This is a genomic window from Brucella daejeonensis, assembly GCF_014199265.1.
GTDB lineage: Bacteria > Pseudomonadota > Alphaproteobacteria > Rhizobiales > Rhizobiaceae > Brucella > Brucella daejeonensis.
On record NZ_JACIJG010000003.1, the window covers coordinates 297473 to 310321 of the forward strand.

Genomic DNA, 12849 nt, shown 5'->3' on the forward strand with positions numbered 1-12849 from the left:
AAAGTGTGCGACCGCCATCCTCCTGCGGTCAGCACACCTCCACGCGGATGACGTGGTAGGAGAGCGGACCGAGGCGTGCCTTGAGCTTTCCGTCCTCGATGACCGCGCCCTCTCCCTGAACGGGTGCAATGCGGTTCGGCTCGGCGGCCGAGTTTGTCGCCCTGAGGTCGTGACCTTCCATGACCTGATGCATGACGATCCGGGTCGGGTCGAACCCGCACAGATCCATCGAAAACGCGGCGGTATCGGTGAGGTGCCGGTTGACGATGAAGGCAGTGACGATCCCTGTCTCCACCTCACGGGTGACCGACATGTCGATATAAGTCACATCGTCGGCTACGCGGGTATCATAGGTGGGGGAATCGAGAGCAACCTGTAGCGCTTCGCCTCGGCCGTAAAGGCTCGCAAGTTGATACGGCCAGTAGATCGACTGCCGCCATGCGGGTCCGCCGCGCTCGGCGCGGATGGGCGCGATCACGTTAATGAGTTGTGCGATACAGGCGATCTTGACGCGATCGGCATTACGGATGAACTCGTTGATGAGGGCGGCAACCAGAAGCGCGTCCTCGAAATTGTAGTCTTCCTCAAGCAGCGATGGCGCTTCCGGCCAGTCCCAGGTTTTGAGCGCATCCTTTTCCTGGTAGCGCTTGTGGTACCAGACATTCCATTCGTCGAAGCAGATATAGACGTCGTTCCTGGCCTTCTTCTTCGCCTTGACGTAATCGATGATGCCGCCAACCGTCTTGATGTAGCGGCCCATCACGTCGACCTTGGCCAGGAAATTGAGCGTGTCGTGGCTGCGGTTTCCGAAATACTTGTGCAGGGAGACGTAGTTGACGTTCTCGTAGCACTCCTCGAGCACGATCCGCTCCCAGTCGGGGTATGTTGCCATCTCGTCGTTGGACGAGCCGCAGGCAATCGTCTCGATTGTGGGATCGAAGCCCTTGAGGGCCTTGGCCGTCTCATCGGCAATCCGGCCGTAATCATGGGCCGTCCGGTGGCCGATTTGCCAAGGGCCGTCCATCTCGTTGCCGAGGCACCACATCTTCACGCCATGCGGCTTCTCGTAGCCGTGGGAGCGGCGTAGATCCGACCAGGCGGTGCCGCCGGGATGGTTGACATATTCGATGTATTCCCGCGCATCCTGCAAGGTGCCGGTGCCAAGATTGGCGGCGAGCATCAACTGAATGCCGGCACGCTCGCACCACTGGGCAAACTCGTTCACACCGATCTGATTGCTTTCCTTGGTGCGCCAGGCGAGGTCGAGGCGCATGGGCCGGTCTTCGCGGGGTCCGATCCCGTCCTTCCAGTCATAGGCGGAGACAAAATTGCCGCCCGGATAGCGAATGACCGGAACCTTGAGGTCACGGACCAGCCCGAGCACGTCCTTGCGGAAACCGAGATCGTCAGCTTCCGGATGCCCGGGTTCGTAGATGCCCGAATAGATGGCGCGTCCGAGATGCTCGATAAACGCGGAATAGATCCGATCGTCGATGGTGGCGATTCTGAAATCGCGATGGACCGTGGCCGAGACCCGCATCCTTCCTCCCATTAGATTTTGATTTTTGATATTGATCTGTATTTTCGATATACATCTCAAATTTCGATCCGCGCGTCAAGCGGGTCGCCATCAGGCAAGGAGGAAGCAGGGGCGATATCAGGCTTCGTTATGCAGGCGGAGCACGATGTCCTGATCATAGTTGCCGAAGCCCCGACCGAAGATGTTGATACCGCCGGGATGACGGGCGTCGGGTTTGACCTCGATACGCAGCCGAATGGAGCGGTGGGCCTCGAGCTGCAGGTCGGCAAGGGTGACGCTGGAGATTTTCACGCCATCGACATAGGTACCCTTGCCGTTGACGCGCCAGGTTTTGAGCATGCCGTATTGGGAGCCCGCGAGCTTCCACCAACTCGGCGTAAACAGGCCACGCTTGTCACCGAAATCTCCGGGCGAGGTCCAGTCACCAAGTTCGACACCGTTGATCGAGACGGAAATGTCAGACGGCCAGTCGGGGCTGGTTCCCGGCACTTCCGAACTAACCTCGAACGAAACTTCGAGCGCCTCGCAATTTTTCCCTACTAGATTGATATTATTAGGAAACTGATACTCGACAAATCCGCTTGTAAACCACAGGAGAGCGGTCTTCATGCGGTCCGGCTCAAGGAATGACGACGGCACGTCGAGAAGCCCGATCACGCCTTCCGTCGAACAGATTCCGCACGGTGCCGTAGCCTCGCAATGGGAATAAAGCCCAAGCGGCATGGCGACCTCGATATAGTCGTCGCGGTCCGTCCCGATCTCGTTCTTGAAGGTGATGATGACCTCGTCATAGGCGGCGCGGCAAATCTTCTGCATGCCTTTGCGGGCCTTGCGGGTTTCAGTCAGAATGAGGCCGGTTTCTTCGAGAATCTTGATATTGGAAGACACCGAAGACTGCGGCAGGTCCAGCGTTTCAGAGATCACGTTGACGTTGGTTGGGCCGTTGCGGATCAAGAGGCTCAAAATGTCGATCCGCGCCTGTGATGCCAACCCGCGAAGGACTGCTCCATCCTTCGTCGGATCGACCAACAGAAAATTGCCAGGCATCCAGCCTCCCAACCTCGAAATACAATCGTATTAACATCAAAATTTTTGATATAGTAGCCATTATCATCGAAATGTCAAACAGTTGCCACGACCTGAAGCCACTCCGTGGGCCTGAACGAATGGATCGACAGCTGGGCAAGGTTCACAACGCGCCGCTATCGATCTGACCAGGTCGATATGACGACCATATATCCCGCCATGGAGATCGCCATTTGCGCGGGCTCCTTGATCGGCCATTCTATTGATGGGAGCACACGCTGCCTTACAATGCTAGTCCGCTGGCCCTGTCGAAGACGTGCACCCGCTCATGATGGACGCTGGCGGCAAAAGGCTTATCGACCTTCACCGGCTGTTCTCCATCTACCACCGCGGTTACCGGATCGCCGGCCAGTTCAAAAACCACATGCGTATGCGCGCCTGTTGGTTCCACAAGCAGCGTCCTGCCAGAAAGCGAGATGTCGCCACCGGTAGTGGAGCCGATATGTTCCGGCCGCAGACCGATGGTTACCTGTTGGCCGCGTTTGACCTTTCTGTCGGCCCGGATACGGATCGTGGTTCCGTCCTTCAGCCGGGCGGCGGGCTGATCACCCTCGCCATCGACCACGCCTTCGATGAGATTCATGGCGGGTGAGCCGATGAAAGTGGCAACGAAGAGATTGGCCGGGGTCTTATAAAGCTCGAGCGGCGTACCCTGCTGTTCGATGCGGCCCTGATTGAGCACGACCACCCTGTCGGCCAGCGTCATTGCCTCAATCTGGTCGTGGGTGACATAGATGGACGTCGTGCCAACCTTCTGGTGCAGTGCCTTGATCTCGCCGCGCATCTGCACACGCAACTTGGCGTCCAGATTGGACAGTGGCTCGTCGAATAGAAAAACAGCCGGGTTGCGCACAACGGCGCGGCCCATGGCGACGCGCTGGCGCTGGCCACCGGAAAGCTGCGAAGGCTTGCGATCCAGAAGCTTGCCGAGATCGAGCATGCGGGCGGCTTCCGCTACACGCTCTTCGATGACTTTTTTCGGCTGGCCAGCGAGCTTCAGGTTGAAGCCCATATTCTCGGCCACCGTCATATGCGGATAAAGCGCATAGGACTGGAACACCATGGCGATGTTGCGTTCGCGCGGGGTCATGCTGTTGACCACTTGGTCGCCGATGAGAATATCACCACCGGTGATTTCCTCCAGCCCGGCGATCATGCGCAGCAGCGTTGACTTGCCGCAGCCCGAAGGCCCAACCAATGCGATGAATTCGCCATCCCTTATATCGAGCGAAATGCCGTGAATGACATTGAGCGCAGTATAAGACTTGCGGATATCTCTAAGTTCTACGGAGGCCATAATCTGCTCCTTTCACCTCACGATTTGACGGCACCGGCCGTCAAGCCCGCGATAATGTGTTTCTGTGCCAAGAAGAAGACGATGACGGTCGGTAGGATCGTCAGCGTGATGAAGGCGAGAACGAGCTGCCATTCCGTGCCGAATTCACCGCGATAAACCATGATGCCAAGCGGCCAGGGATATTTCGATTCCGAATTCAGCATGATGAGCGGCAGGATATAGCTGTTCCAGCTTCCAACGAAGGAAACGATGCCGACAGTGGCAATGATAGGCCGTGAGAGCGGCATGGAGATGTGCCAGAAGAAGCGCAGATAACCGCAACCATCCACAAAGGCCGCCTGAAACAGTTCTTCTGGCAGATTGCGGAAATAGTTGCGGAACAGAAGAATGCTCATGCCTAGCCCAAAAGCCACCTGCGGAAGCACCACACCCCAATAGGTGTCGAGCAAACCTAGATCGCGAATGCGAATAAACAGCGGCAGGATGGCGGTGGCCGCCGGGAACATAAGGCCAAGCAGGAAATAATTGAGCAGGAAGGACGAACCGAAGAATTTCACATGCGCGAAGGTGAAAGCAGCCATTGCCGAAACGATCAGCGTCAGGAACACCGTCAGGAGAGCGATGACAAGCGAATTGAAGATCTGCAGCCAGTAACGTTGGCCGAAGAGGATGTCACCATAATTGGCCCATTGCCATTCGGCTGGAATGCCAAACGGATTGACGCGCAGGTCTCCCAGCGTCTTGAAACCGCCAAGTGCGGTGGTGAGCAACGGGATGAGCACGATGGCCGCGATAAGGCTTAGGGAAATATAAAGGTACAGCTTGGTTTGCAGCGGCATGCGGACGGAATTGGACAGTTCAGTCATGGCGCATGAAAATCCTTTTGTAACCGAAGGCAAGCGTTACGCAGATGATAAAGAGAACGACGCCGACCGCACTGCCAAGCCCGACCTGCATGCGCATGACGCCGTAGGTATAGAGGAAGGTGACCATGGTCTGTGTGGAATTGGACGGACCACCACCGGTAAGCGGCATGATCATGTCGAAGAGTTGCAGCGAACCGATGACCGCGAAGAAGACGGACAGACGCACCGTTGAACCGAGCATCGGCAAGGTGACGTGACGAAATTTTTGCCAGCCAGTGGCACCGTCGATTTCGGCCGCTTCCAGCACGTTCTTGTCGACGGACTGAAGCCCGGCGATGAACAGCATCATATGGAAACCAAAATATTTCCAGACGATAACGCCGAGCACGGCATAGATCGCGACATCCCTGTCGGCGAGCACATAAGGATTGGCAAAACCGAGGAAGTTGGAAATGGCGGCGAATAAACCGTAATCCCCGTCATAGACGAAGCGCCAGATCAGACCGGCTGCGACATCCGCGAGCACATAGGGCAAAAAGAAGACCAGCCGGAAGGCGACGACTCCTGGAATGCGGTGCGCCAGCATCATGGCAAGCCAGATTGCCAGCGGGATCTGGATCAGCACCGAGATCAGTATGATGAGACCGTTATTGATCAGGGCCTGTGAAAAGGCGGCATTGCCGAACAGAACCTGGAAATTTCTCAAGCCTACAAAATCCGTCGGCGTGCCATAACCGTTCCAGCGGTAAAAACTGTACCATGCAGCCTCACCCATGGGCAGGATGACGAACAGGGTAAAGAGCAGCAGCGCCGGCGGCAGGAAGACCAGAAGGGTTAAAATACGGTCATGCGCGACCGAACTTTGCTTGCGCTTCACCTTCGCGGCGGCACGCGCGGGCATGGATGCAGAAGTCATGGAAAAATCCGTCATCTCTATCCGCTTTCCTTTGTACTGATATTCTTGCGACGTCGCACTGAAACGCGACGCCGCATCGCAATCCAAAGTCAGCGCAGTTCGAAAGCTTCTTGAATCTGTTTGGCGCCCTCTTCCGCGCTCATCTGGCCTGAGACAATCTCGACGGAGACGTCGTTGACGACACGGCCGACGGCAGCGCCCAGCGTCTGGTCGAAGAAGTTCTGATGCCAGGTGGAGTTGGCAAGTTGCTTAGCGGAATCCGCCAAAAGCGGGTTCTTGACCGCACCATCGGCACCCGCGGCGACCGGTAGGATCATGCCCGCAGCCGCCATCTTTTCCTCGCTTTCCTTGCTGGTTAGGAAGATGGCAAAATCGATCGCTTCCCTGGAAGCGTTTTTCGTGACCGCCCAGCCGTTCAGGCCGCCCAGCGTATCGGTGGCTTTTCCCGCGCCTCCCTCAACGACGGGAAAAGCGAAACGGCCAATATTGTCTGCAGCAAGCCCCTTGCCATCGCCGGCATTCTTGCGCTGGTTGGCTTCAGTATTGTCGAAACCGAGGATCATCGCCGCCTTGCCGTCTCCGAAGACGCCGAGCGCTTGAGGCCATGTGGAGCCGAGATAACCGGGCTGGAAGGGGTCGAGTTTGCCGAACTCAGCCAGTTGCTCACCCGCCTTGATGATAGCCGGATCCATAAAACCCTCACCCTCACCCTTGCGGGCGGCATCGAACACGGCCTGCCCGCCATTGCGCATGACGAGATAGCTCCAGTAGAAATGGATCGGCCATTTTTCACCGCCCCCACCGGCGATCGGTACGATGCCCGCTTCCTTGATCTTCTTGACCGCGCCGCCAAGATCATCCCAGGTCTTGATGTCTTCCGCCTTCACGCCAGCCCTGGAAAAAAGCTCCTTGTTATAAAAGAAGCTAACGAGACTGACCTTATAAGGCACAGCCCACACCTCACCCTCAAAGGACAGGCCGTCGATTGCTGCGGCATTATAAGCCTTCCGAAGCTTGCCGCCATCCGCGTCAAATATCTCGGTCAGGTCCTTCAACGCTCCGGTCCTGGACTGCTCCTCAAGAACGCCGCCGCCCCAGCTATAAAAGAAATCCGGCACGTCATTGGATTGCAGCAGGGTCGGCAATTTCGCCTTGAAGGCTTCGTTTTCCAGGAACTGTAGCTGCACGTCCACGCCGGGATGTTTGCTCTCGTAATCCTTGGCGATCTCCTCCCAGACAGCGACGGCTTTAGGGTCCAATTCCACATGCATCCATTTTACGACCGTTGCGGCCGATGCGCCTGCCCCGCCGAGCATGAGAGCAATACTTGTCGCTGCGGCAAAGCTTGCCACCCTGCCGCTCAGGCTTGCGCCTGCGTGCCAAATCGTCATGATGGTGATCCTCCCTGGGGATATCCTCATTTATTCCCCGATGCGGATTAATTCATAGCAGCCACCGCCCGTTGTCAAGGCAGATTGCCGATTTTTTGCGTCAGGCGCTTGACATACCCCTATCCGGCACCGTTATTTAATCCGCATCCCGATATAAATCGGACCGAAAGGCATTGATCGCAGCAGGACACCATGAAAACCGCAGACCCCGAATTGATGCGCGCGATCAACAGGCTCAGCGTGCTCGACAACATTCGCCGGCACGGACCAATATCCCGGATCGAGATCAGCGAACGAACCCAGCTTTCCACGACTACCGTTTCGGCCATCACGGCGTCACTGCTGGATGACGGGTTGATCCTGACCCGCCATATTGGCGATATCCGCACCGAAGGCGCGCGCGGCAGGCCGCGTGTGATGCTGCAACTGAACCCTGACGCCGCGCGCGTCGTGGGCGCAAAGATCGCCGCGAACCGCATGGTATTCGTCGTCACCGATTTTTGCGGCAATGTGCTCTCAGTGCTTTCCCTGCCGATCCGTGTCGACCGCCAGCCGATCGGCGTCATTGCCGATCTGGTGGAGGACGGGGTGCGCCGCTGCGTCGTCGATGCCGGACTGTCGCTGGAAGACGTGGACATGGTCTGCCTCGGCCTGCCCGGTGTCATCGAACATCGCATCGGCAGGATTCGGAGCAGCCCGATTCTTCAGGAGGTCAACGTCAATTTCGCTACGGAAATGACGGCGCGGCTGAATTCACCGACTATAATCGAAAGCGATGCCCACGCCATCACGCTTGCCCATCACTGGTTCGGCCATGCACGCGATCTGGAAGACATGGTTCTGATCTCACTGGAACAGACGCTCGGCCTCGGCGTACTGCACCAAAATCAGCTCTTCCGCGGCGCGGGAGGGCTCAGTCACAATCTCGGCGATCTCGTCATCAGCCTCGCCAATGAGGGTACGGTACGACTGGCAAGCCAGGCTGGCGAAAACGCCATCCTGGGTGCGCGTCCGGCGGATGGGCGCTTTGCCGAAGCGGTCCAGCTTGGTCGCGGCATGCAGCATGCCCATGCTTTGATTGCGGCGGGGGACAACGATTTGATAGCAGCAGCCCTGCGCGCCGGCGCTGCGCTCGGCTTGGCGCTTGCCAATATAGTCACGCTGTTTGCGCCGCCGCGGGTCATCATCACCGGCTCCAGCCTCGAACTTGGCGAACCTTTCATTGCCAGCATTCGTGACAGTTATAACGTTGCCGTGCCGCCTTCGCTGGCCGGCGTCCCGGAACTGGTTTTTGACATTGCGAGCGATGAACTATGGGCACAAGGAGCGGCGGCCGTCGCGCTTTACGAGCTTTACGAATCGCCATGGAACACCACAGGGCCGGCGCTCTAGTGGATTGAATTTGACGTTTGGATCCCGACTGAATGAGATGCTGTTTCAAACGTCAAATTCGAAAAATCCACTAGATACATAAACTTACTAGTGGTCTTTTCGATTCCGACATTTGCTCGACGCCTGTATCAGAGGGATGCAAATGTCGGAATCAGACCACTAGCCGCACGGGCGAAGACGGGCTTCGACATTTCTGATTTACGGGAGGAAACACATGAACAGGGTCGGTATAGGCATCATCGGTTGCGGCAATATTTCCAGCGCCTATCTCAAGGCCATGGCATCGTTTCCCATTCTCGATATTCGCGGATTGGCGGATATGAACGAGGAGGCGGCGAAGGCACGGGCGGATGAATTCGGCCTTGAGGCGAAAACCGTCGACGCGCTTCTCTCCGATCCGTCAGTGGAAATCATCGTTAATCTGACGATTCCCAAGGCGCATGTGGAAGTCGGCCTGCGCGCGCTTGAGGCGGGAAAGCACACTTATTCCGAAAAGCCGCTCGGCATAAATTTCGCCGAGGGCAAGCGACTTTCGGATGCGGCAGAGGCAAAGGGCCTGCGCATCGGGTCAGCCCCCGACACCTTCCTGGGCGGCGGACACCAGACCGCGCGGCGACTGATTGATGAAGGCGTCCTCGGCCAGCCAGTCGGCGGCACGGCGACCTTCATGTGTCCGGGCCATGAGCGATGGCATCCCAACCCCGCCTTTTATTACGAGGTCGGCGGCGGACCGATGCTCGACATGGGCCCCTATTACATTACCAACCTCGTCAATATGCTCGGGCCTGTAGCAAAGGTCGCTGGTTTTGCAATCACGCCGCGTCAGGAGCGCCTGATTACCAGCGAGCCGAAAAATGGCGAGAAAATACCGGTATATGTCGCAACCCATGTCTTCGGGGTTCTGGCGTTTCGAAACGGCGGCGTAGTGCAGGTTGGCATGAGTTTCGATGTGGCGGGGCACAAACATGTCCCGCTCGAAATTTACGGCACGGAAGGCACGTTGATCGTTCCCGATCCCAACCATTTCGGCGGGGAAGTCGAGCTTCTGAAAAAGGGCGGTCAGTTTGAACCGCAGCCTTTCTCTTCCCCCTATGCGGATGGCAATTACCGATCCATCGGCGTTGCAGACATGGCCCACGCCATTCGCGAAAACCGTCCGCATCGGGCCAATGGTAATCTCGCGTTGCATGTATTGGAGGTAATGGAGGCGTTCCAAAGGTCCTCTGATACCGGCACCACCATTTCCATCACGACCGAGGTCGAGCGTCCGGCTCCCCTCGCAACATCGCTGGTCGACAACCAGTTGGGCAAATAGTCCTGAGGAGGAAATAAATGCGTGAAGCACTCATCGTCTGGGGCGGCTGGAGCGGCCACGAACCGCAGGAATGCGCTACCATTATAAAGGACATGCTGGAAGAAGACGGTTTCAAGGTCTATGTCGAGCATAGCACCGAAGCCTTTGCCGACCCTTCGGTCCACGACCTCAGCCTTGTGGTTCCCATCGTTACCATGTCGAAGATCGAGAAAGAAGAGATCAAAAACCTCACCGCTGCCGTAGAAAATGGCGTGGGCATTGCTGGTTTTCACGGCGGTGCGGGCGACAGTTTCCGCGAATGTGTCGAGTATCAGTTTATGATCGGCGGGCAATGGGTCGCTCATCCCGGCAATGTCATTGATTACACCGTCAACATCACCCGCCCAGACGATCCGCTGATGGAAGGCATTTCTGATTTTCCTTACACGTCGGAGCAATATTACATGCATGTGGACCCCTCCAACGAGGTGCTCGCGACGACGCGCTTTACAGGCGATCACGCCTGGTGGATCGATGGTGTCGTCATGCCGGTCGTCTGGAAGCGTAAATACGGCAAAGGCCGGGTATTCTATTCGGCACTCGGCCATCAGGCCAGGGAGTTCGCGGTGCCGGAAATGAAGACGATATTCCAGCGCGGCGCCAACTGGGCGGCACGGTGATGTAACGAGATTTTGACGTGCACAGTCGACGAAACCTATCTCAAGGTTCGAGGCAATTGGACGTATTTGTACAGGGCGGTCGAACGCGATGGCCGAACACTTGATTTGATGCCGTCCGAACGCCGGAATCCAGCCGCCGCGTACTGGTCTTTCAATAAGGCCACGCAGCCAACAGCGCTCCGCAGGAGGTCGTCATCGACAAGAGCGGAGCCAATCTGGCTGGCTTACAGGCATGAGCACAATCCTGAAATTCACCGGAACGGGCAGGATCATCGCTTTATCAAAACGGACTACAAAACCAATGATGGGCTTCAAGGCGTTTCATGCGGTGTCGGCCACCCTTGCCGGCATTGAGGTGACCCATATGATCCGAAAAAACCCATTTGCCAATGATAACGGCTCGTTATTCCATGTCCTTGCCAGGCTGGCGACATAAGGGCGTCCACAGTTAAGTGTCTGAATCAAAAAACGACAGGCCGTGGCGAAAATGATGACTTTCGAGTATCGGAGCGGAGTGTACTTTTGGGTACATGAGCACCGGAACGCAGGAAATTGCCATTTGCAGGCCGGCATGGCGACTTTTGGAACAGACACTAAGCGGACCAAAGCCGCCAGCCACACCGCGATCTGGGACACTATCACAAACTCAAATACTTCCAGGCTGAAGCAACCCGATACGACAAGCGCGACGACAATTTCCTCGCTTCCATCCACCTCGCGTCAATTCGCATCCGGTTGCGTTCTTATGAAACGGTCACCTAGCTGTGTGTAATCTTCGTTCCAAGTATATTGAGACATTCACGCATGAACGCTGCAAGACCAGTCCAACCCTTGGCTGATACCATATTGCCATCGACATATGCCTCTGTTGGTTTGACATCGATGAATGTTCCCCCAACGGCCACCACCTCCGGCTCGCAAGCGCCAAGGCCGGCAACCTTCCGACCCTTCAGCACACCGGGCACCGCCATTAGAATTTGAACCCCATGGCAGATCGTGAAGATTGGCTTGCCGGCTTCATGGAAATGGCGGACCATATCCTGGATGCGCTTGTCCGTGCGGATGTATTCCGGCCCGCGTCCGCCAGCCGCATAAACGGCGTCGTAGTCCTCGACGCGGACTTCGGAAAACGTCTTATTGATGTCGGCATAGTGGCCGGGTTTTTCCGTATAGGTTTGATCCCCTTCAAAATCGTGCAACGACGTCTTGATACGGTCTCCAGCCTTCTTGTCCGGGCAGATGACGTGGACCGTATGGCCCACCGCTTCCATCCCCTGCTGAAACACGAAAATCTCGTACTCCTCCGTGAATTCGCCGGTCAGCATGAGAATCTTCTTACCACTCATGTCATATCTCCTGTTGTCAATGCGCCCTGGACCAACCGGGCACCGTTGCGAATTAGAATGGGGAGGCAGGGAAGTAGAATTGGTCGGCATTGTCAGGCGTGATCAGCGGCGCGCCAAGCAGGAACGAGCCGCGTACGGGAGCCTGCCCGTTGAACTGCGCGGCCGTCATGTAAATTGCCGACTTGATCATCGACGGAGGATAGGGCGTCGAGATCGGTGTGCGTTCATTCTTCTCCTTCACCATCTCGATAACCTGCTTCATACCATTGCCGCCCAGCGCATATTTGATGTCTTTGCGTCCCGCATTGTCGACTGCTTCCAGAACACCGAGCAGCATGTCGTCATCGTTGGCCCAGACAGCATCAATCTTCGGGTACTTCGCAAGGTAGTCTTGCATAAGCTTGAAGGCTTCATCCTGGTTCCAATTGGCATACTGGATGTCGAGGATCTTAATGTTGGACTCGGCGATGACATCCGAGAAGCCCTTGATGCGTTCATCATCGATGACGGTGGGAATACCCCGGAGAACGACGATCTCACCCTCACCGCCAAGCTTGTCCACGAGCCAATGCGCGGTGTTGGCTCCCACCGCAATATTGTCGCCGGCGACATAGAGATCCTGGACATCCGGGTCCGTAAGACCACGGTCAACGACGGAAATGAACGTGCCCTTCTCCTTGATCTGCTCTACCGGCGCCGTCAGTTCTTCAGACGTGAAAGGCAGAATAACCAGTGCGTCGAGTTTCCGGCTCGCCGAGAGGTCCTCCAGCGCGGAAACCTGCGCGGTTGCTGAGGATGCGGTGGACAGAACCACATCAATGTTGGGGAATGCGGCCTCGATTTCCTTTTCGGCCTGTTCGGCATGGTAGACGACCCCTCCCGTCCATCCATGTGTCGCAGCAGGGATCGAGACGGCGATCGTCACCTTCTTGTCCTCGGCCTGTGCGCTGCAAAATGGCAGGGCCAGTCCCAATGCGGTGATCGTCCATAACAAGCCGACTTTCTGTATAGCGGACTTCATGTTCTCCTCCTTTGAAGTCT

General features: G+C 56.7%; 11 protein-coding genes and 1 pseudogene. 4 read left to right on the forward strand and 8 right to left on the reverse strand.

Annotated elements, in window-relative coordinates:
- Window positions 1–28: 28 nt before the first annotated feature.
- The 6 genes from arfA to FHS76_RS05430 all read right to left on the reverse strand — a co-directional run bounded on the left by arfA (window position 29) and on the right by FHS76_RS05430 (window position 7096).
- Window positions 29–1540: an arabinosylfuranosidase ArfA gene (gene arfA / locus FHS76_RS05405; RefSeq protein ID WP_183649149.1), complete on the reverse strand. Its 1512-nt coding sequence runs from the start codon at window positions 1538–1540 to the stop codon at window positions 29–31.
- Window positions 1541–1657: 117 nt separating this feature from the next.
- Window positions 1658–2587, reverse strand: a complete 930-nt coding sequence (locus tag FHS76_RS05410; RefSeq protein ID WP_183649152.1) for an ArsR/SmtB family transcription factor — start codon at window positions 2585–2587, stop codon at window positions 1658–1660.
- A 262-nt stretch (window positions 2588–2849) separates the two neighbouring features.
- A complete protein-coding gene (locus tag FHS76_RS05415; protein ID WP_183649155.1) occupies window positions 2850–3923 on the reverse strand; it encodes an ABC transporter ATP-binding protein in 1074 nt (357 codons plus the stop codon).
- Between the two features lie 17 nt (window positions 3924–3940).
- Window positions 3941–4789 carry a carbohydrate ABC transporter permease gene (locus tag FHS76_RS05420; RefSeq protein ID WP_183649158.1) on the reverse strand — a complete coding sequence of 283 codons (849 nt, stop codon included), beginning with the start codon at window positions 4787–4789 and terminating at the stop codon, window positions 3941–3943.
- Entirely contained in the window at window positions 4782–5720 is a 939-nt protein-coding gene (locus tag FHS76_RS05425; protein WP_183649161.1) for a carbohydrate ABC transporter permease, read from the reverse strand. Before FHS76_RS05425 ends, FHS76_RS05420 begins: the two co-directional genes overlap by 8 nt.
- A gap of 74 nt (window positions 5721–5794) precedes the next feature.
- Window positions 5795–7096 (reverse strand): ABC transporter substrate-binding protein, encoded by a 1302-nt coding sequence (locus tag FHS76_RS05430; RefSeq protein WP_183649164.1) that lies wholly within the window; start codon window positions 7094–7096, stop codon window positions 5795–5797.
- Window positions 7097–7288: 192 nt separating this feature from the next.
- Here FHS76_RS05430 and FHS76_RS05435 point away from each other — a divergent pair, with 192 nt between their 5' ends.
- The 4 genes and pseudogenes from FHS76_RS05435 to FHS76_RS05450 form a co-directional block, all read left to right on the forward strand.
- Window positions 7289–8488, forward strand: a complete 1200-nt coding sequence (locus FHS76_RS05435; RefSeq protein WP_183649167.1) for an ROK family transcriptional regulator — start codon at window positions 7289–7291, stop codon at window positions 8486–8488.
- Between the two features lie 214 nt (window positions 8489–8702).
- The gene (locus FHS76_RS05440; RefSeq protein ID WP_183649170.1) at window positions 8703–9803 is read left to right on the forward strand and encodes a Gfo/Idh/MocA family protein; all 1101 of its coding nucleotides are present in this window, start codon (window positions 8703–8705) and stop codon (window positions 9801–9803) included.
- A gap of 17 nt (window positions 9804–9820) precedes the next feature.
- Window positions 9821–10462, forward strand: a complete 642-nt coding sequence (locus FHS76_RS05445; RefSeq protein ID WP_183649173.1) for a ThuA domain-containing protein — start codon at window positions 9821–9823, stop codon at window positions 10460–10462.
- A 24-nt stretch (window positions 10463–10486) separates the two neighbouring features.
- Window positions 10487–10898 (forward strand): annotated as a pseudogene (locus FHS76_RS05450) (DDE-type integrase/transposase/recombinase); the annotation flags it as partial.
- Between the two features lie 322 nt (window positions 10899–11220).
- On the opposite strand, the gene FHS76_RS05455 reads toward FHS76_RS05450, so the two are convergent.
- Both FHS76_RS05455 and FHS76_RS05460 read right to left on the reverse strand, forming a co-directional pair.
- Window positions 11221–11808 carry a DJ-1/PfpI family protein gene (locus FHS76_RS05455; protein WP_183649178.1) on the reverse strand — a complete coding sequence of 196 codons (588 nt, stop codon included), beginning with the start codon at window positions 11806–11808 and terminating at the stop codon, window positions 11221–11223.
- 52 nt (window positions 11809–11860) lie between these two features.
- A complete protein-coding gene (locus tag FHS76_RS05460) occupies window positions 11861–12829 on the reverse strand; it encodes a substrate-binding domain-containing protein (RefSeq protein WP_183649181.1) in 969 nt (322 codons plus the stop codon).
- Window positions 12830–12849: the final 20 nt, after the last annotated feature.

Bases quoted from the DNA above. Each gene is read 5' to 3' on its own strand.
- arfA (WP_183649149.1), bottom strand. From the start codon at position 1,540: ATGCGGGTCTCGGCCACGGTCCATCGCGATTTCAGAATCGCCACCATC.
- FHS76_RS05410 (WP_183649152.1), bottom strand. From the start codon at position 2,587: ATGCCTGGCAATTTTCTGTTGGTCGATCCGACGAAGGATGGAGCAGTC.
- FHS76_RS05415 (WP_183649155.1), bottom strand. From the start codon at position 3,923: ATGGCCTCCGTAGAACTTAGAGATATCCGCAAGTCTTATACTGCGCTC.
- FHS76_RS05420 (WP_183649158.1), bottom strand. From the start codon at position 4,789: ATGACTGAACTGTCCAATTCCGTCCGCATGCCGCTGCAAACCAAGCTG.
- FHS76_RS05425 (WP_183649161.1), bottom strand. From the start codon at position 5,720: ATGACGGATTTTTCCATGACTTCTGCATCCATGCCCGCGCGTGCCGCC.
- FHS76_RS05430 (WP_183649164.1), bottom strand. From the start codon at position 7,096: ATGACGATTTGGCACGCAGGCGCAAGCCTGAGCGGCAGGGTGGCAAGC.
- FHS76_RS05435 (WP_183649167.1), top strand. From the start codon at position 7,289: ATGAAAACCGCAGACCCCGAATTGATGCGCGCGATCAACAGGCTCAGC.
- FHS76_RS05440 (WP_183649170.1), top strand. From the start codon at position 8,703: ATGAACAGGGTCGGTATAGGCATCATCGGTTGCGGCAATATTTCCAGC.
- FHS76_RS05445 (WP_183649173.1), top strand. From the start codon at position 9,821: ATGCGTGAAGCACTCATCGTCTGGGGCGGCTGGAGCGGCCACGAACCG.
- FHS76_RS05455 (WP_183649178.1), bottom strand. From the start codon at position 11,808: ATGAGTGGTAAGAAGATTCTCATGCTGACCGGCGAATTCACGGAGGAG.
- FHS76_RS05460 (WP_183649181.1), bottom strand. From the start codon at position 12,829: ATGAAGTCCGCTATACAGAAAGTCGGCTTGTTATGGACGATCACCGCA.